This is a genomic window from Roseateles sp. NT4, assembly GCF_051857475.1.
Taxonomy (GTDB): Bacteria; Pseudomonadota; Gammaproteobacteria; order Burkholderiales; family Burkholderiaceae_C; genus Pelomonas.
The window spans coordinates 934,762-952,447 of the sequence record NZ_JBPZGZ010000001.1; the positions used below are offsets into that span (position 1 = coordinate 934,762).

At 68.3% G+C, this 17,686-nt stretch carries 14 protein-coding genes; 4 read left to right on the top strand and 10 right to left on the bottom strand.

What is annotated here, in order from left to right; genetic code table 11:
* Positions 1-26: 26 nt before the first annotated feature.
* The gene (locus ACS5PN_RS04445; protein ID WP_439462729.1) at positions 27-785 is read right to left on the bottom strand and encodes a LytR/AlgR family response regulator transcription factor; all 759 of its coding nucleotides are present in this window, start codon (positions 783-785) and stop codon (positions 27-29) included.
* Positions 782-1,915 carry a sensor histidine kinase gene (locus ACS5PN_RS04450; RefSeq protein WP_439462730.1) on the bottom strand — a complete coding sequence of 378 codons (1,134 nt, stop codon included), beginning with the start codon at positions 1,913-1,915 and terminating at the stop codon, positions 782-784. The genes ACS5PN_RS04445 and ACS5PN_RS04450 overlap by 4 nt, the downstream gene beginning before the upstream one ends.
* A gap of 135 nt (positions 1,916-2,050) precedes the next feature.
* Here ACS5PN_RS04450 and ACS5PN_RS04455 point away from each other — a divergent pair, with 135 nt between their 5' ends.
* Genes ACS5PN_RS04455 through ACS5PN_RS04465 form a run of 3 tightly spaced genes read left to right on the top strand, consistent with a single transcriptional unit; the run spans position 2,051 to position 7,727 of the window.
* A complete protein-coding gene (locus ACS5PN_RS04455) occupies positions 2,051-3,460 on the top strand; it encodes a phosphomannomutase/phosphoglucomutase (RefSeq protein ID WP_439462731.1) in 1,410 nt (469 codons plus the stop codon).
* Positions 3,460-4,722, top strand: coding sequence for a 3-deoxy-D-manno-octulosonic acid transferase (locus tag ACS5PN_RS04460; RefSeq protein WP_439462732.1), 1,263 nt, complete (start codon positions 3,460-3,462; stop codon positions 4,720-4,722). The genes ACS5PN_RS04455 and ACS5PN_RS04460 overlap by 1 nt, the downstream gene beginning before the upstream one ends.
* A complete protein-coding gene (locus ACS5PN_RS04465; RefSeq protein ID WP_439462733.1) occupies positions 4,719-7,727 on the top strand; it encodes a fused MFS/spermidine synthase in 3,009 nt (1,002 codons plus the stop codon). Before ACS5PN_RS04460 ends, ACS5PN_RS04465 begins: the two co-directional genes overlap by 4 nt.
* Positions 7,728-7,822: 95 nt before the next feature.
* On the opposite strand, the gene ACS5PN_RS04470 is transcribed toward ACS5PN_RS04465, so the two are convergent.
* The 5 genes from ACS5PN_RS04470 to ACS5PN_RS04490 form a co-directional block, all read right to left on the bottom strand.
* On the bottom strand, positions 7,823-8,608 hold the full coding sequence (locus ACS5PN_RS04470; protein WP_439462734.1) for a THxN family PEP-CTERM protein: 786 nt from the start codon (positions 8,606-8,608) through the stop codon (positions 7,823-7,825).
* Positions 8,609-8,774: 166 nt separating this feature from the next.
* Positions 8,775-10,187 (bottom strand): efflux transporter outer membrane subunit, encoded by a 1,413-nt coding sequence (locus ACS5PN_RS04475; protein ID WP_439462735.1) that lies wholly within the window; start codon positions 10,185-10,187, stop codon positions 8,775-8,777.
* 19 nt (positions 10,188-10,206) lie between these two features.
* Positions 10,207-11,790, bottom strand: coding sequence for a DHA2 family efflux MFS transporter permease subunit (locus tag ACS5PN_RS04480; RefSeq protein WP_439462736.1), 1,584 nt, complete (start codon positions 11,788-11,790; stop codon positions 10,207-10,209).
* 7 nt (positions 11,791-11,797) lie between these two features.
* Positions 11,798-12,889 carry an HlyD family secretion protein gene (locus ACS5PN_RS04485; RefSeq protein ID WP_439462737.1) on the bottom strand — a complete coding sequence of 364 codons (1,092 nt, stop codon included), beginning with the start codon at positions 12,887-12,889 and terminating at the stop codon, positions 11,798-11,800.
* The gene (locus ACS5PN_RS04490; protein ID WP_439462738.1) at positions 12,886-13,740 is read right to left on the bottom strand and encodes a pirin family protein; all 855 of its coding nucleotides are present in this window, start codon (positions 13,738-13,740) and stop codon (positions 12,886-12,888) included. The genes ACS5PN_RS04485 and ACS5PN_RS04490 overlap by 4 nt, the downstream gene beginning before the upstream one ends.
* A gap of 101 nt (positions 13,741-13,841) precedes the next feature.
* On the opposite strand from ACS5PN_RS04490, the gene ACS5PN_RS04495 reads away from it, so the two are divergent.
* Positions 13,842-14,774 (top strand): LysR substrate-binding domain-containing protein, encoded by a 933-nt coding sequence (locus tag ACS5PN_RS04495; RefSeq protein WP_439462739.1) that lies wholly within the window; start codon positions 13,842-13,844, stop codon positions 14,772-14,774.
* A gap of 2 nt (positions 14,775-14,776) precedes the next feature.
* Here ACS5PN_RS04495 and ACS5PN_RS04500 read toward each other — a convergent pair whose 3' ends face one another.
* The 3 genes from ACS5PN_RS04500 to ACS5PN_RS04510 all read right to left on the bottom strand — a co-directional run bounded on the left by ACS5PN_RS04500 (position 14,777) and on the right by ACS5PN_RS04510 (position 17,611).
* Complete coding sequence (locus ACS5PN_RS04500) at positions 14,777-15,619, bottom strand: substrate-binding periplasmic protein (protein WP_439462740.1); 843 nt, start codon at positions 15,617-15,619, stop codon at positions 14,777-14,779.
* A gap of 152 nt (positions 15,620-15,771) precedes the next feature.
* Complete coding sequence (locus ACS5PN_RS04505) at positions 15,772-16,461, bottom strand: helix-turn-helix domain-containing protein (protein ID WP_439462741.1); 690 nt, start codon at positions 16,459-16,461, stop codon at positions 15,772-15,774.
* Between the two features lie 13 nt (positions 16,462-16,474).
* Positions 16,475-17,611 (bottom strand): epoxide hydrolase family protein, encoded by a 1,137-nt coding sequence (locus ACS5PN_RS04510; RefSeq protein ID WP_439462742.1) that lies wholly within the window; start codon positions 17,609-17,611, stop codon positions 16,475-16,477.
* Positions 17,612-17,686: the final 75 nt, after the last annotated feature.

The window sequence follows — 17,686 nt, forward strand, 5'->3', positions numbered from 1 at the left end:
CGACTCTAAGCCCGGACAAGGCCGGCCTACATCGCCTTGAACAGGTGGACGTAGGCGCGGCTGACTGGCAGCTCGCGCGCCTGGCCGCGGATGCGCACGAAGAGGCGGCTCTGCTCGTCGCGGCGTGTGCCGGCGAGATGGTCGAGGTTGATGATGGTCGAGCGGTGGACCTGCCAGAAGCGGTCGGGGTCGAGCTGGCCGCTGAGCTCGAAGATGGGCGTGCGGATCAGATGCTCCTGCGTCGCCGTCTGCACGACGGTGTATTTGTCGTCGGCGTGAAAGAACAGCACCTCGTCGATGGGGATCTGGTGCATCAGTTCGCCCTGGGCGGCGCGCACATAGCGCAACCGGGCCGGCGCGGCGGCGGCGGCGGCGGCCGGCAGCAGGCGCTTGAGGGTCTCGGCCAGCGCATCGTCGCCGCTCGGTGCCGGCGCCTCCTGGCGCAGCCGGGCGACGCAGGCCGCCAGGCGCTCGGCCTTCAGCGGCTTGAGCAGATAGTCGACGGCCCGGGCCTCGAAGGCCTCGATGGCGTACTGGTCATAGGCCGTCACGAAGACGACGCGGGTCGCGCCCTCGATGCCCTGGGCCACTTCCAGGCCGGTCAGGCCGGGCATCTGGATGTCCAGGAAGGCCACATCGGGCTCCAGCTCGGCGATGGCTTCGGCCGCTTCGACGCCGTTGGCGGCGACCTTGACGATCTGCAATTCGGGCCAGGCCTGGGCCAGCTGGGTCTTCAGATACTGGGCCAGATGGGGTTCGTCGTCGGCGATCAGGGCGGTCGTCATGGATTCGAGGCAGTCAGGGGTAACTGGATGCGCGCGAGGGTACCGCCACCTTCGCGGGGCAGCAGTTCCAGCGTGGCGGCGACGCCGAAGCGGGCCGTCAGACGTTCGCGGATGTTGGCCACGGCGACGCCATTGCCACCGCCGCGGCGCTTGGGGCCGTCCAAGCCCTGGCCGTCGTCGGCGACCTCGATCCACAGCCGGCCGTCGACGCGCTTGGCGCTGACGGCCACCGTGCCGCCGGCGATCTTGGGCTCCAGGCCATGGTGGATGGCGTTCTCGACCAGGGGTTGGGCCAGCAGCGGCGGCAACTCGACGCCGCGCAGGTCGGCCGGCAGCGACAGCTCCACCTTCAACCGCTCACCCATGCGCAACTGCATCAGGCCGAGATAGGCCTCCAGCATGGCGAACTCCTGGGCCAGCGTCGTCGTGTCGCCGCGCAACTGGCCGAGGCTGGCGCGCAGATAGTCGGTGAAACGCTCCAGCATCAGCTTGGCCCGCTCGGGGTCGAAGTCGATGAGGCTTTGCACATTGGCCAGGGTGTTGAACAGGAAATGGGGCTCGATCTGGCCCTGCAGCAATTTGAGCTGGGCCTCGGTGACGCGGGCCTGCAGCATCTCCTGCTTCCAACGCGCCCGGTAGCGCCAGCCCACGAAGACCGAAATCACCACCGACACGGCCAGAAACTGGCGCCAGAAGCCCAGGGTGCCCATCAGCTGCCGCAGGTTCTGGCCCGACCAGATCTGGTCGATGAAGCCGAGGCCGATGACGACGCCGATGAGGGCGCAGCAGACCGACGTGACGGAGAAGAACAGGGCCGAGCGCCAGTCGCGCCAGCCCGTGATGGTGTCCAGCAGCCACTGCGGCGCCAGGCGCTCGAAGGAGCGGAACACGGCGAAGAAGCTCACCATGACGCAGGTGCTGACGATCATGTTGCCCGGCACCTGCTGCTGCCACCAGGCCGCGGAGCCCAGGTTGCCGCGCTGCACGCCGGCCACGACGGCGAACATCGTGCCGAAGCCCAGCAGCCAGAGCGCATAGATCAGCAGCCTGAAACGCCAGCGGTCGGGCCGGTGCTTCATCAGCTGGCGCTGGTGGCGCAGGGCCTGGGCGAATTCCTGGGTGAATGTCATGGCCGCGAGTGTAGAAAGGCCCCAGGCCCTGCCCCCTGGAAGAGCGACGGGTCGACAGCCGACGCGACGGATCGACAGCCTTGGCGCCTGCCTACAATCCGCCGCGATTTCAAACGCAGTTTTCGAGGGCATCCCATGCAGGTCAACGCAACCATCTTCAAGGCCTATGACATCCGCGGCGTCGTCGGCAAGACCTTGGACGAGGCACTCGCCGAGCATCTGGGCCGCGCCTTCGGCACCGAAGCCAAGGCCCTGGGCGAAAAAGCCGTCGCCGTCGGCCGTGACGGCCGCCTGTCCGGCCCCGGCCTGGTCGCTGCCCTGATCCGCGGCTTGGCAAGCACCGGCCTGGACGTCGTCGACATCGGCGCCGTGACGACGCCCATGCTCTATTACGTTGCCGCCACGCGCATCAAGCACGGCTGCAACTCCGGCATCATGGTCACGGGCAGCCACAACCCCAAGGACTACAACGGCTTCAAGATGGTGCTCAAGGGCGCCGCCGTCTACGGCGAGCAGATCCAGGGCCTGCGCCAGCGCATCGAAGCCGAGGACTACGCCAGCGGCAAGGGCCAGAAATTGGGCCGGGTGGGCAAGATGGACGTCGGCGCCGAGTACTCGGCCCGCATCGTCAAGGACTGCAAGCTGGCCCGGCCGATGAAGGTCGTCGTCGACAGCGGCAACGGCATCCCGGGCGCCTCGGCCCCGGCCATCCTGCGCGCCCTGGGCTGCGAGGTCATCGACATCTTCTCCAAGGTGGACGGCGACTTCCCCAACCACCACCCGGATCCCTCGCGTCCCGAGAACCTCGAGGACCTGAAGAAGATCGTCCACGCCACCGATGCCGAACTGGGCTTGGCCTTCGACGGTGACGGTGACCGCCTCGGTATCGTCACCAAGGACGGCGAGATGATCATGCCGGACCGCCAGATCATGCTGCTGGCCGCCGACATCCTGAAGCGCAACAAGGGCGCCGAGATCATCTTCGACGTCAAGTGCACGCAGCGCCTGGCGCCATGGATCAAGCAGCATGGCGGCAAGCCGCTGATGTGGATGACCGGCCACTCCCTGGCCAAGGCCAAGTTGAAGGAAACCGGCGCGCCGCTGGCCGGCGAACTGTCGGGGCACATCTTCTTCGCCGAGCGCTGGTATGGCTTTGACGATGCCATGTACACGGCCGGCCGCATGCTGGAGATCCTGAGCCGCGATGCCGATCCGAGCGCGACGCTGAAGGCCCTGCCCAACAGCTTCAACACGCCCGAGATCAACGTGCCCTGCGCCGAAGGCGAGCACCACGAGGTCGTCAAGAAGCTCAAGGAACTGGTGACGCCGGGCGACCTGCCGGGGGTGCAGGAGATCATCACCATCGACGGCATGCGCTTCGAGTACGCGGACGGCTTCGGCCTGATCCGCCCGTCCAATACGACGCCCGTCCTCGTGCTGCGCTTCGAAGGCCACACGCAGGAAGCGCTGGAGCGCATCCAGCATGACGTGCTGGAGCAGCTCAAGCGTGTGAAGCCCGACGCGACCTTCGCCGCGGGTCATTGATGGCGCTGTGGGTCTATGCCGCCCTGTTGCGGCTGCTGACCCCTTTCTATCTGCTGCGCCTGTGGCGGCGCGGCGCCAAGGAGCCGCTCTACCGGCAGTCGCTGGCGGAGCGGCTCGGCCTTTATGGCGGCCCGCCGGCCGAGCGGGGTCGGTTGTGGATCCATGCCGTCTCCCTGGGCGAGACCCGGGCGGCCAGCGCCCTGATTGCCGCCTTGCGCGAGCGTGAGCCGGGCCAGCGCATCCTGCTGACCCAGTCCACCGCGACCGGCCGCGAAGCCGCCCAGGCCTTGGTGCGCGAGGGTGATGCCATCGCCTGGCTGCCCTATGACACGCCCGGCGCCGTGCGCCGCTTCCTGCGCCACTGGCAGCCCCGCATGGGCGTGCTGATGGAAACCGAGATCTGGCCGACGCTGCAGCGCGAGGCCGAGCGTGCGCGCTTGCCCATGGTGCTGGCCAATGCGCGGCTGTCCGAAAAAAGCCTGCGCCAGGGCCAGCGGCTGTCGGCCCTGATGCGGCCGGCGGCGCAGCGCCTGACGCTGGCCCTGGCCCAGACCGAGGCCGACGCTGCGCGCATCCGTGCCATGGGCACGGCCCGCGTCGAGGTCGCCGGCAACCTGAAGTACGACATCGCCATGGACCCGATCCTGATCGCGCAAGGCCAGGCCTGGGCCGCCCGGCTCGGCCGGCCCGTGCTGATGCTGGCCGTCAGCCGCGAAGGCGAGGAAAAGGCATTGCTGGACGATTGGGTGAGGCGACCCTCCCCTCGCCCGCTGCTGGCCATCGTGCCCCGTCATCCGCAGCGCTTCGACGATATTGCCGCCCTGGTCGAAGCGGCCGGATTGACGCTGGCGCGCCGCAGCAACTGGGTGGACGAGCCGCCGACAGCCGCGCTGGACGCCGATGTCTGGCTCGGCGACTCCATGCGCGAGATGCCGCTGTACTACGGCTTGGCCAGCATCGCCCTGCTCGGTGGCAGTTTCGAGCCTTTAGGTGGCCAGAACCTCATCGAGGCCGCCGCCTGTGGCTGCCCGGTACTGGCCGGGCCGCACACTTTCAATTTCGCAGAGGCGGCCGAACTGGCCATCGCGGCCGGTGCCGCCGAACGCTGCGGGAACCTGAGTCAGGCCATCGGCCGTGGCCTGGCGCTTTGCGCCGACACCGCGGCACGCCGGGCCATGAGTCAGGCGGCCACTTCCTTTTCAACCGCCCATCGCGGCGCCGCGAGCCGCATGGCGGCCGCCCTTCTGAGCCTGAACCGATGAATCGTGCCAACACCAGCCGCTGGGTCCTGCAAGCCCTGTTTGTCCTGTCCGGTTGCGCGGCGCTGATCTATCAATCCATCTGGTCGCACTACCTGGGCCTGATCCTGGGCCATGCGGCCTACGCCCAGGCCCTGGTGCTGGCGATGTTCATGGGCGGCATGGCGCTGGGAGCCTGGGTCATCAGCCGCATGACCCAGTCGCTGCGCCGCCCGATTGCCGTCTATGCCGGCGCGGAAGCGGTCATCGGCCTCATGGGCCTGATCTTCCACGCGGTTTTCTTGGCCTACAGCGGCTTCAGCCAGGCCTCGGTGCTGCCGGGTCTGTCCAGCGCTGGCGCAGCCACGGCGTGGCAATGGCTGAGTTCGGCGGCCCTGATCGCGCCGCAGACCGTGCTGCTCGGTTCGACCTTCCCGCTGATTGCTGCAGGCGTGCTGCGCCTGGACGCCAGCCAGCAGAGCCGCACCCTCGGCGGCCTGTACTTCACCAACAGCCTGGGTGCAGCGCTGGGGGCCCTGATTGCGACCTTCGCGCTGTTGCCCATGCTGGGCATGCCGGGGGCCCTGAAGGTCGCCGGCTGGTTGAACCTGGTGGTGGCGGTCTTCAGTGGCGGCCTCAGCATGGCGCTGCGCGAAGGCGCTGCAGGCAGCTCAGCGTCCGCTGCGCCTGCCCAGGCCAGCGAGCGGCCCGGACGGTTGTTGCCCGCCCTGCTCGCCGCGACGCTGATCTCCAGCGCGGCGTCGTTCGCCTATGAACTGGGCTGGGTGCGCATGCTCAACCAGGCGCTGGGCACCAGCCTGCACAGCTTCGAGCTGATGCTGGCGTCCTTCATCGCCGGCTTGGCTCTGGGCGGACTGTGGGTACGGCGCTTTGGCGACCGCATCGCCGACCAGGTCCGCTATGCCGGCTTCGTGCAGGTCGCCATGGGCCTGTGCGCCATGCTGTCGGTGGCCCTGCTCGGCAACGCCTACTACTGGGTGCCAGTGGTTCTCAACGCGCTGGCCCGCACCGATGCCGGCTACGTGCTCTACAACGTCGCAACGGCGGGCATTGCCATCCTCATCATGGCGCCGACGGCCTTCCTGGCCGGCATGACGCTGCCGCTGTTCACGGCGGCCCTGCTGCGCAAAGGCGCCGGCGAGCGTGCCGTCGGTCAGGTGTATGCCGCCAACACGCTGGGCGCCATTCTCGGCGTGGTCATCGCGGCGCACCTGCTGATGCCGACCCTGGGCGTCGCCATGACCCTGCTGCTGGCCGGCGCTGTGGACCTGGTCATCGGCCTGGCCCTGCTGCGGGCGCTGAGCCCCGCGCGTTGGGCGCCCTCGGTGGTGGCCGCCGCCGGTGCCGGCTTCCTGGTGCTGCTTGGCATGCTGCAGTGGGGGCTGCCCGACCGGCTGCTGCAATCGGCGGGCGTGTTCCGCTTCGGCAAGACCGACATGAGCGGCCGCGAACTGCTGTTCTACCGCGACGGCGCGACCGCCAGCATTTCGGTCGTGAAACAGGCCGCTGCCACGGTGATCTCCACCAACGGCAAGCCCGACGCCGGCCTGAGGTCGCTGGCAAGCCCGCCCACGAGCGACGAAATCACGATGCTGATACTTGGCGCCCTGCCGCTCGCCGTGCACCCCGATCCCAAGGATATCGCCGTCATCGGCTGGGGTTCTGGCCTCAGCACCCACACCCTGCTCGGATCGCCCCTGCCCAAGCGCGTGGACAGCATCGAGATCGAAAAGGCGATGTGGGAAGGCGCCTGGACCTTTGCCGAGCGCAATGGCCGTGCCTATATCGACCCGCGTTCGCAGGTCCATTTCGAAGACGCCCGCGAGTTCTTTGCGCGTGGCCAGCGCCGCTACGACATCGTCGCATCCGAACCTTCCAACCCCTGGGTCAGCGGCGTGGCCAGCCTGTTCACGCAGGAGTTCTATCAGGGCGTCAAACGCAGCCTGAAACCCGGCGGCATGCTGGTGCAGTGGATCCACGGCTACGAAATCTCCGACGCCCTGCTGGCGGAGATGATTGCCGCCCTGCTGAAGGAATTCCCGGACAGCGAGCTCTACACGGCCAACCCGGCCGACCTCATCATCGTGGCGCCCCTCGGCAAGTTGCAGCCACCGAGCGGCGCACCTTGGGCACAGTCCGCCCTGGCGGCGGAACTGCGGCGCGTCGGACTCGCAGCGCCGGTCGATCTGAGCGCGCGCCGCCTGGGCAGCGCAGCCATGCTGCGAACCTATGTGCGCCTGCAGAATGCCAAGCCGCACTCCGACTTCTTCCCGACGGTTTCGCTGTTCGGCCCCCAGCAACGCTTTCGCGGCAGCCACGCCGATCTGATGATGCGACTGGCCAGCGGCGGCCTGCCGGTGTTGCAGGTGCTGGACTGCCAGCGCACCTGGCCTGCGGCGGAGAACATCCAGCCGAGCCCCGAGCACCCCTTGCTGAAGGCCCGACAGGAAGCCGTCTGGGCCGCGGAGCGTTTCAGCGGCCGCGGCCCGGGACAGCCGCACGGCGCCGGCCTGTCGCAGCTGGTCGATGGGCTGCGCCTGTATCGGCAGCCCGGCACGCCGATGGACGGCGACGCGATGCTGATCTATGCCGCCAATCTGGCGGGCCAGATGCTGGCCCATGTGCCGGCCGTCGATCAACAGGCGCTCTGGGATCCGGCCGAGTGGCGCAAGGCGCGGCCAGATCTGCCGCCCAACGTTGAAATGCTGCTCCGCCTGTTTGAGGCCACCACGCGCAAGGACTGGCCCACCGTGGAAAAGACGGCCAGCGCGATCCTGGACGGTGCGGTCGAGCCCATTCCCGTCGGCGTCAAGGAGCAGGCCCTGGTGCTCAGCATGCTGGCCGGCCTGGCGCAGGGCCAGCAGGACGTGGTGAAGTCGCGCGAAGCCCGCTGGGGTGGCCGGGTGCCTTTCGGCGCCTATGCCGATCAGCGCCGTTTCATCAAGGCCTGGGAGGAAGGGCGCGAGCCGGTCTGCGCGGCTCGCACGCCGGGAGTCGCCCCGCGCTGAGCGCCTTTAAAAGCGCTTCCGCCACCGACCTGGCCCGCCTCGCCCTGCTCGGTGGCTGCCTGGAGCTCCGCGCGAGCCCGGTTTGCTACTCGCCCCTAACCGCGACGGCGACGGCCCGCCGCGGCGGCCCCGAGGACGGCGAGACCCACCAGGCTCAGCGCGCCTGGCTCGGGCAGCTTCAAGGCTTGCGTCGAAATCGTGAACGAGAAGGGCACGTTCGTCGCCTGGCCCTCCACCGTGGTGAAGCCGATGCAGCCCGCCGCCTGGCCGGCGGCCAGGCAGGCCGAGGCCTCCAGCACCGAGAAGGAGCCCGCGCTGCTGGGGAAGAGATTCAGGAAATAGGTCTCGCCCTCGAAGACGAAGTTTTGATTGGGCAGGCCGCTGAGCAAGACGAAGATGTCGTTGCAAGGCGTGGGGCTGGTCGAAACCGCACAGGTGCCTGAATTGGGCGTCTCGGCAAAGGCGATGTTGATGTCGAGCGGGCTCATGGCCCCCGGACCGGGGTAGCTCGGTGTGATGGCTTGCAGCGACAGCGTGGCCGTGAGGGTCGCCGCGGTCAGGGTGCTGCCGGTGATGGGCTTGTTGTTGTGCGTCACCGAGCCACCGTCGGCCCAGTAAGCCGTGGGCGCGGCGCCGCCACCGATGTAGGTGGTGATCGGGTTGCTCGAGCCGGTGGGCGAGAAAAGCTCCAAGCTGCTCTGGCCGGAACCGGTACTGGTGCCCCATTGCAAGGTGCTGGTACCGACGCCGGCAGCACCGGTTGCCGCCGTCCACGAACTGGAAATGCTGTAGTTCCATTGGGTCACGATGTCGGCGCGGGCGGTGCCCAGCGACGCCGCGAACAGGCTCGCTACCGCGAGCACGAATCGGATTGGACGCATTGAAGACCTCCAGAGTCTGATCGGCGGTTCGCCGCAGTTCCGAGGCAAGCAACGCGGATGCCAAGCTGTGAAATGACTCGCAAATCAACGGCTTGCGAGCGGCCCAGGCCCCCGCCGCGTGCGGCCTGTCAATTTCGTCGACACCCCTGGTCCCCAACCATTCCCCTCAAAGCGACGGCGCCCAGCCACCGCCCAGCGCCTTGACCAGCTGGGCCGTCGCCGCCCACTGTGCGCCGCGCAGCTGGGCCAGGGCGCGCTCGGTGGCCAGCGGCGTGCGCTCGGCCTCGGTCACGTCCAGATAGCTGACGGCGCCCTTGTCATAGCGGCTCTTGGCCACGGTCAGGGCCTGGCTGCTGGAGGCCAGCGTGCGGTTCTGGGCGTCCATGGTCGCCGTGCGGCCCTGCAGCTCGGCCAGGGCGTCGTCGACTTCGCGCAGGGCCTGCAGCATGCGGCCGCGGAAGGCGGCCAGCAACTCGTCGACCGAGGCCTTGCTCGCCGCCAGGTTGGCCTTGTTCTTGCCGCCTTCGAAGATGGGCAGCGAGATGCTGGGGCCGAAGTTGTAGAGGCGGGCCGGGGCGGACACCAGATCGCTCAGGTCCTTGCTCTGGTAGCCGAAGCTGCCGGTCAGGCGGATGGAGGGGTAGAAGGCGGCCTCGGCGATGCCCACCTGGGCCGTCGCCGCGTGCAACTGGGCCAGGCTCTGGGCCAGGTCGGGGCGGCGCTGCAGCAGTTCCGACGGCAGGCCGGCGCGGATCTGCGGGGGCACGGGCAGCGAGGTCGTGGCCTGCAGCTGGAGGTCGGCGCTGCCCTGCCCCGTCAGCGCGGCGATCTGGTTGATCACCAGGGCCTGGCGGCGCGGCAGGTCGGCGACGTCGGCGTCGGCCGAGGCCAGCTCGGCACGCACGCGTTCGAGATCCTGGGTCGTCGAGGAACCCGCGTCAAAGCGGGTCTGGGCGACCTTGAAGGCATTGGCGCGGCTGTCGCGCAGGCGTTGCAGGGCCGTGGCCTCGTCGGCCAGGGCACGCCACTGCCAGTAGGCGGCGGCGACGTCGGCCGTCAGCGCGACGCGGGCGGCGGCGGCGTCCAGCGTCGTGGCATCGAGCTGGGCCTGCGAGGCCTCCGCCTGGCGCTTGACGCGGCCCCAGAGATCGATCTCCCAGCCCAGCGATGCCTGGATGCCGGTCTGCGTGCCGTCGAAGGTGATGGCCTGGCCGCCGAGCACCGGCGTCGTGACCGACTTGGCGGAGGTGCGCAGGGTGGTGACGCTGCCGCCGACATCCACGCGCGGCAGTTCATCGGCCCTGACGCCGGCATACACGGCGCGCGCTCGCTCGACGCGCGCGGCCGCGGCAGCCAGCGTCGGGCTGGCCTGCAGGGCCTGCGCTTCCAGCGCATTGAGCTGGGCGTCGCCGAACATCAGCCACCAGTCGCGTTGCAGCTCGGCACCGGCCACCGGGGCGGCGGCGCGATAGGCAGCGGGCGCATTGGCAGCGGGGGCCTGGTAGTTGGGGCCCAGCGTCGTGCAGGCGGCCAATGCGGCCGTGGCGACGAGGGTGAGGACGGTCTTGAGCTGGATCATGGTGATCTCTCTTTCGAATTTAGTGGGCCGCTTCGGCGGCGCCGGCGCCACCGAGGACCTTCTTGCTCATCCAGACGATGAGCACGCAGCTGATGAGGGCGATGCCGAGGATGAGGAAGGCGTCGTTGTAGGCCATGACGAAGCTGTCGCGGCGCACGACGTTGTCCAGGGCCTTCATGGCCATGTCCTGGGCGGTGGCGAGGTCCATGCCCTTGCTCGCGAAGTTCTGCGTCAACGTGTCCAGCCGCGCTTGCGTGGCCGGGTCGTAGAGGCTGACGGCCTCACCGACGCGGGCGCTGTGCAGATGCTCGCGGTTGGTCAGCAGCGTGGCCAGGGTGGCGATGCCGACCGAGCCGCCGAGATTGCGCATCATGTTGAACATGCCCGAGGCGCTCGGCAGCAGGTTGGGCGGGATGCCGTTCACCGCGAAGTTGGTCAGCGTGATCATGATCAGCGGCTGGCCCAGCGCCCGGACGATCTGCGCGGCGATCAGCTCGGGGCCGGCCGTGTCGGCGCTCATGTGGGTGTTCATGAAGCAGGACACCGCGAACAGCACCAGGCCGAGGCTCATCATGACGCGGTTGTCCAGCTTGGTGGACAGCTTGGCCGCGAAGGGCATGATGAAGAGCTGAGGCAGGCCCATCCACATGATCACGAGGCCGATCTGCATCGGCGTGTAGTTCGCGATCTGGCCCAGGTAGAGCGGCAGGATGAAGGCCGAGCCATAGAGGCCCATGCCCGTCGTGAAGGCGATGACGCCGGCGATCAGGAAGCTCGGGCGGCCCAGGATGTGCAGGTCGATGAAGGTGTTCTTGCGCGTCAGGCCACGCCAGGCCCAGCCGTAGATGCCACCGATGGCCAGCACGGCAGCGATGATGATGAAGCGGCTCTGGAACCAGTCCTTGGCATTGCCCTCTTCCAGCATCGCGGTCAGCGAACCCAGGCCGATGGCCATGAAGGCGATGCCCCACCAGTCCACGTCGCGCAGCAGCTTGAGGTTCATCGGCTCCTTGTCCAGGCCGATGGTGACGCCCAGCATCAGCAGGATGCCCGGTGCCCAGTTGATGTAGAAGATGCTGGGCCAGCCGTAGATTTCGGTCAGGTAGCCGCCGACCGTGGGGCCGAGCGTCGGCGCGAGCGTTGCCGTCATGCCGAACAGGGCCAGGCCGATGGGCCGCTTGTTCAGCGGCAGCTTGCGCGTGACCAGGGTCATCGCCATCGGGATCATGACGCCGCCCGTGAAGCCCTGGGCCGCCCGGAAGGCGATCATGGACTCCAGGCTCCAGGCCATGCCGCACAGCGTGCTGAAGATCAGGAACAGCGCGACGTTGATGACCAGGTAGCGCCGCGTGGAGAACACCACCGACAGGAAGCCGGCCAGCGGGATGACGACGATCTCGGCGACGAGGTAGGCGCTGGAGATCCAGGAGCCCTCTTCCTGTGTGGCCGACAGCGCGCCGAGGATGTCCCGCAGCGAGGAGTTGGTGATGGCGATGTCCAGCACCGCCATGAAGGCACCCAGCAGGCTGGCCAGCACGGCCAGCCAGGTGCGGCCGCTGACCTTCTGGTCGGGCGGCGGTGGGAGGTAGTTTTCGTTGCCCATGGCAGGCTTACTCGGCGATCTCGACTTCCACCTGCACGGACAGGCCCGGCACGATGCGGTTGGCCTGCTCGCCCAGGGCCTTCAGGCTCTCGGGTTCGAACACGACCTTGACGGGCACGCGCTGGACGATCTTGGTGAAGTTGCCGGTGGCGTTGTCCGGCGGCAGCAGCGCAAAGCTGGCGCCCGAGGCGGGGGCGAAGCTTTCGACATGGGCTTCCAGTTCCTTGCCCGGGAAGGCATCGACCTTGACATGCACCTTCTGGCCGGGCTTCATCCGGGCGAGCTGGGTTTCCTTGAAGTTGGCGACGATCCAGGTCTCGGGCTCGACGATGGCGGCGAGCTGCTGGCCGGCCTGCACACGCTGGCCCACTTCGACCGTGCGCTTGCCGATGCGGCCGTCGCTGGCGGCCTTCAGCTCGACATAGCCGAGCTGGTTCTGGGCGTCCTTCAGCTGGGCCTGGGTCGCACTCTTCTGGGCTGCAGCGGATTGGCGGGCACTCTCAGCCGCGGCGATGGCTTCCTTGGCCGCGGAGGCGCTGGCCTTGCGGGCCGCCAGGTCGGCTCGGGCCACGTCACGCGCCGCCAGGGCGGCGTCCAGTTCCTGCTTGGAGGTGGCGCGCAGTTCCGCGCCGAACAGGGCCTGGCTGCGCTTGGCATCCAGCTCGGTACGCGCCAGCACGGCTTCGGCCTGGGCGACCTGCGAGCCCGTCGCCGCGGCCTGAGCCTTGGCCTGGGCCACCTGTGCACCGCTGGTCGCGATGGCGGCGTCGGACTGGGCGATCTGGGCCTTCAGCCGCTCGATCTGCACGGCCGCGTCCGCGGGGTCCAGGCGCAGCAGCACGTCGCCCGCCTTCACCACCGCGTTGTCCTGCATGTGCATCTCGGTGACCACGCCGGCCACGCGCGTCGCGACCGGGTGCAGGCGGCCGGCAACAAAGGCGTTGTCCGTCTCGACCAGATGCTGGCTGCGCCACCACATGCGGCCACCCAGGCCGATGCCGCCGATCAACAGGATGGCGCCGACGATGAGCAGGGGCACGGGCGGGCCGCTCTTGGTGGGCTTGGGGGCAGCGGCGTTGGTCTCTTGCGGTGCGTTCATGACAGGCTTTCCTTGTTGTGATTGCTCGGGGTTGTTCTGGGGACGGCTCTGGGACTTAAGCGGCCCATGCCGCCCGACTGGAATCGCTGCAGGGCCGCGACGACCTGACCTTCGTCGCTCATGACGAAGGGGCCGTGGCGCACCAGGGGTTCGAGGAGAGGCCGGCCGCAGAAGCAGGCCAGGCGCAGGGCCTCGTCGGCCACGACGCGGGCGCCGCCGCCGACAGGCAGGCTCAGGGCGCGTCCGGTGGACAGGGGCAGTTCTTCGGTGCGGCCGCTGCCCTGGATGACGAGGGCAAAGCCCTGCTCGCCCTCGGGCAGCGTGATGTCGAAAGTGGCGCCGGCGTCAATGTCGACGAGGACCAGGGACGTCGACCAGGGCAAGGGCAGGCCGGTATCGGCACCGAAGACCTGCACGGCTTTCCAGCCTTCGCCGACGCGGCGCGGCATCTGTTCGGCGGCCAGGCGCATCACGGCGGGCGCGCGCAGTTTCTGCTCGGCCGGCAGGTTGACGAAGATCTGCAGGCCATGGGCCTCGCGGCCGGCGTCGATGGGGAATTCGTCATGCATGACGCCACGGCCGGCCAGGGTCCAGTGCAGGCCGCCGGGCAGGATTTCATGCTCGCCGCCCAGGGAATCGCGGCTGACCATGCCGGTGGCCGAGTCGTCAAAGAGGTAAGTCACCGCCGAGAAGCCGGCATGGGGGTGAGGCGCAAAGGTCGCCTCGCTCATGCGGAAATGGTCGACCATGATGAAAGGGTCGAGCAGCGCCAGCGGCTCGCGCCAGCCCTCGGCCTGGAAGCCGGCGCCGATGCGGTGCCTTTGGGGTTGCAGAAGACGGGCGGTTGACATGATGGCCGCGACTGTAGAGAGTTCCATTTATGGTGAATAGCCACAAAACTCGAACTCACCGTTCCGGAAACGAAACGAAATAAAACGAGATAAACCAGCCCATGAAGATCGACGACCTCCTGCTTCTCGCCCAGGTTCACAAGGCCGGATCGCTGTCGGAAGCCTCCCGGCAACTGGACCTGCCCAAGGCCACGCTGAGCCGGCGCCTCACGGCGTTGGAGACCTCGGTGGGCGCTCGACTTTTCGTGCCCGGGGCCAGCCGGCTGACGCTGACCGAACTGGGCGAGCAACTGGCCGAGCGCGCTGCCCGCCACCACGACGACATCGCCGAGACCCGCGATTGGCTGTCCTCGCGCGAGGCCACGCCGCAGGGGCGGCTGCGTGTGGCCGTGCCGGCTGAATTCGCGATGTTGGTGCTGTCCGAAAGCCTCTCACGCTTCGTGCGCCGCTACCCCAGGGTGGAACTGGAGATCGACACGACGCCGCGCCGCGTCGACCTGTTCAACGAGCCCTATGACGTCGCCGTGCGTGTCGGGCCGGTGGACGAGCCCGACCTCGTCGCACGCCGCTTCATGCTGCTGGAACGCGGCCTCTACGCCAGCCCCGTCTATCTGCAGGCGCGGCCCGCGCCGCAGACGCCGGCCGACCTGGCGGCCCATGACTTCGTCGTCATGACCCAGGCCAAGGAGGCCAACAAGCGCCGCCTGCAGAACGGCTCACAGACCGTGGACATCGACCTGAAAGGGCCGCTGGAGGCCAACTCTATCGGCTTGGTGCTGGCACTGACACGGGCCGGCGGCGGCATCGGCAGTTTTCCCTTCGGCATGGTGGCGGCCGACCTCGAGGCTGGCACTCTCGTCCATGTGCTGCCGGAGTGGAGCTACGAGCCCCTGCCCGTGCACCTGCTGACGGCCAGCCGCCGCCTGATGCCGGCCAAGACAAGGGCCTTCATCGACCATCTGTTCGAGACGGCCCCGGAATGGGCTCGGTCGGGACTGCCTGGGTTGCCGGCGGGCTACGGCCGCAGCGGCTGATTTCAGGGCGGCGGGCTCGCGCGTTTCCAGAGCTCGATGTTCTTGTCGATCCAGCCGCTCATCAGGCTCTGGCGCGACAGCGTGTACATGGCCCGCGCCAGGCGGCCACGCATTTCCGGGGTGTTGCAGGCGGAGCGGTGCGACAAGGTCAGGTACAGCGGTTCGCTCGCCACGGCGGGCTTCAACGGGCGGATACCCTCGATGTTCAAGCGCGCCAGGTAGGCGAGCGCCGGGCTATCTTCGTAGATCAGGTAGTCGATGCGCGACTTCTGCAGCATCAGCAGCGCCTTTTCCACGCTCGCCACTTGGGAGACCTTCAGCTTCTCGCGCGAATAGCGATCGAACTCCTCACCGAAGCTGTTGCCGATGACGGTGCCGCCCTGCAGCGGCGCGAGGTCGCTCCAGCGCCGGTAGTCGAGCCGGCTGCCGCTGCGCACGAAGACGACTGACCGCGTCTCGTGGAAGGCGGGGTGGAAATAGTCCATGTACTCGGTGCGCGCCAGCGTGAAGAAGGCGCCGGCGATCAGGTCGATACGGCCGGCGCGCATTTCCTCCTGCACACGCCCCCAGGGGCCGACGTAACGCGCTTCGATGGGCAGCCCCAGCTCCCTGGACAGCCAGGCGAGCATGTCGGCGTTGGCACCGACCAGCCGGTCTCCGCTTTCGTCGGCGCGCCACAGATAGGGCGGGTACTGCGGATTGCCGGACGCCACCAGCTGGCGGCACGCAGGCGCACTCGGCGGCGCCGATGCAGGGGCTTGCGCCTGCGCGGCAGCGGCCAGCGCCGAGGCCTGCAGCAAGGCCATCAGCCAGCGCAACAAGCCCGTCCGCGGCATCGTCACCATGGGGCCATCTCTCCCGATCAAGATTCAAGCTGGGTCATGGAGCAGCCGGCGCAGCCGCTCTTCCTCCAGCACGGTAACACCGGGTGTGCGCAACTCAGCCTGCCGCCACGCAACAGAGAAGGCCGTGCCGGCGCCGGATGCAGCCCTCGCCCTCAGGCACGGGCCGGCTTCAACTGGCTGGGCGTCGCATCCAAGATGCGGCGCAGGGAATTCGTCAGATGAGCTTGGTCGCTGTAGCCGAGCCTGGCCGCCACATCCGCCGGCCGCAGCCCTTGCTGAAGCAGCTTGGCGGCGGCATCGGCGCGCAGAATCTGCTGCATTTTCTTGGGACTGAGCCCGGTCACGTAGGCACTGTGGCGCTGCAGGCTCCGATCGTCAACGCCTTGCCAGCCCCTATGCCCCGCACGCAGGACGAGGCGATCGATCTCGATCAGGCCGCGGCTCGCCAGCGCCATCACGAAGCGCTCGGCGTTGTCGAAGGTCGGCAGTTCCAGACTCTCGCCATGGATGAGGCAACCACGCTGGCCGGCCATTTGATGAACATGGCCGAGATTGGTCATGGCAGCGCCGGGGCGGCCAGGCATATACACCTCGGGCCGGAAGGCGATGTTGAAGTAGCGATCGCCAGCCTCGCCGGGGAGCTGCACGACACGATCGGTCTGGCCGGTCTGCAGCACCATCAGGCCATGGCGGGTCTGGCGGAACACCAGGTCCCAGGTACCGTCGGGCCGGGCCACCTCGACCGCCGCGGCTGCATATTCGACCTGCTCGATGCGAGCGATGAAGCGCGCAGCCGACGGGGAGTCGGCCTCGCGCGTCTCGCGGCGGATATCGGCAGGCATCCGCCCATGGTACTCAGCCCACTTGTGCGAAGAACTTGCGGATGTCGTCCACCAGCAGTTCGGGCGCATCCACCGCCGCGAAATGGCCACCTTCAGGCATCTCCGTCCACCGCACGATATGGCTGTGCGAACGCTCGGCAAAGGTGCGCACGGAACGGAAGTCGTTCGGAAAGGACGCCACCGCCGTCGCCATCGTGCTGGGCAGTTCGCGGTAGCCGGCGCCGGTCTGGGCGTTCTCGTAGTAGAACTCTGCCGCCTGGCCGCCGGTGGCCGTGAACCAGTACAACGACACATGGGTCAGGAAGCGCTCGCGATCCATCGTGCTGGCAGCCTCGCCTTCGAAGCCGAAGAAGAGCTCGGCATTCCAGGCCAGCTGCGCCACCGGCGAGTCGACCAGTCCAAAGCCCAGCGTGGCCGGCCGCTTGGACTGGATCTCGGCATAGCCGTTGTACTTCTGGAAGCGCTGCAGATTACCAAGGCCTTCCATCTCGAAGGGCGAGAGCTTCTCCATCTCGCCGGGCGCGCCGCTCGGGAAGGCGAAGATCTGCTGCAGGTGCACGCCGACCAGGCCTTGTGGGTTCTGGATGCCCAGCTCTCGCGTCACCAGCGCGCCGGCGTCGCCGCCCTGCGCCCCATAACGCTTGTAGCCGAGGCGCTTCATCAGCACATCCCAGGCCGCGGCGGTGCGGGCGGCATCCCAGCCCGGACCGGCCAGCGGGGACGAGAAGGCAAAACCCGGCAGCGAGGGAATGACGAGATGGAAGGCCTGAGCCGGGTCCAAACCATGGGCACGCGGGTCGCTCAAGGGGCCGATGATGTCCAGGAACTCGGCCACCGTGCTGGGCCAGCCGTGGGTCAGGATCAGGGGCAGCGCGTGCGGCTCGGGCGAGCGAACATGGAGGAAGTGGATGGTCTGGCCGTCGATCTCGGTCGTGAACTGCGGATGCCGGTTCAGCTCGGCCTCGGCCTGGCGCCAGTCATAGGCGTTCAGCCATTGATGGGCCAGTTCGCGGACGAAGGAGACGGGCTGGCCGCGGCTCCAGTCGGCGGCCGAGGTCTGCGGCCAGCGGGTCTGGCGCAGGCGCAGCCTCAGGTCGTCGATGGCGGCTTGCGGGATCTCGATGCGGAAGGGGCGGATGGTGGTGTTCATGATGGGCTCCAGGGGGTGAATCGATGGAACCCAGTGTCTGGATTGGCGGGTTTCGGGTCTTGCAAAAACCCGCCA

Bases quoted from the DNA above. Each gene is read 5' to 3' on its own strand.
- ACS5PN_RS04445 (WP_439462729.1), bottom strand. From the start codon at position 785: ATGACGACCGCCCTGATCGCCGACGACGAACCCCATCTGGCCCAGTAT.
- ACS5PN_RS04450 (WP_439462730.1), bottom strand. From the start codon at position 1,915: ATGACATTCACCCAGGAATTCGCCCAGGCCCTGCGCCACCAGCGCCAG.
- ACS5PN_RS04455 (WP_439462731.1), top strand. From the start codon at position 2,051: ATGCAGGTCAACGCAACCATCTTCAAGGCCTATGACATCCGCGGCGTC.
- ACS5PN_RS04460 (WP_439462732.1), top strand. From the start codon at position 3,460: ATGGCGCTGTGGGTCTATGCCGCCCTGTTGCGGCTGCTGACCCCTTTC.
- ACS5PN_RS04465 (WP_439462733.1), top strand. From the start codon at position 4,719: ATGAATCGTGCCAACACCAGCCGCTGGGTCCTGCAAGCCCTGTTTGTC.
- ACS5PN_RS04470 (WP_439462734.1), bottom strand. From the start codon at position 8,608: ATGCGTCCAATCCGATTCGTGCTCGCGGTAGCGAGCCTGTTCGCGGCG.
- ACS5PN_RS04475 (WP_439462735.1), bottom strand. From the start codon at position 10,187: ATGATCCAGCTCAAGACCGTCCTCACCCTCGTCGCCACGGCCGCATTG.
- ACS5PN_RS04480 (WP_439462736.1), bottom strand. From the start codon at position 11,790: ATGGGCAACGAAAACTACCTCCCACCGCCGCCCGACCAGAAGGTCAGC.
- ACS5PN_RS04485 (WP_439462737.1), bottom strand. From the start codon at position 12,889: ATGAACGCACCGCAAGAGACCAACGCCGCTGCCCCCAAGCCCACCAAG.
- ACS5PN_RS04490 (WP_439462738.1), bottom strand. From the start codon at position 13,740: ATGTCAACCGCCCGTCTTCTGCAACCCCAAAGGCACCGCATCGGCGCC.
- ACS5PN_RS04495 (WP_439462739.1), top strand. From the start codon at position 13,842: ATGAAGATCGACGACCTCCTGCTTCTCGCCCAGGTTCACAAGGCCGGA.
- ACS5PN_RS04500 (WP_439462740.1), bottom strand. From the start codon at position 15,619: ATGGTGACGATGCCGCGGACGGGCTTGTTGCGCTGGCTGATGGCCTTG.
- ACS5PN_RS04505 (WP_439462741.1), bottom strand. From the start codon at position 16,461: ATGCCTGCCGATATCCGCCGCGAGACGCGCGAGGCCGACTCCCCGTCG.
- ACS5PN_RS04510 (WP_439462742.1), bottom strand. From the start codon at position 17,611: ATGAACACCACCATCCGCCCCTTCCGCATCGAGATCCCGCAAGCCGCC.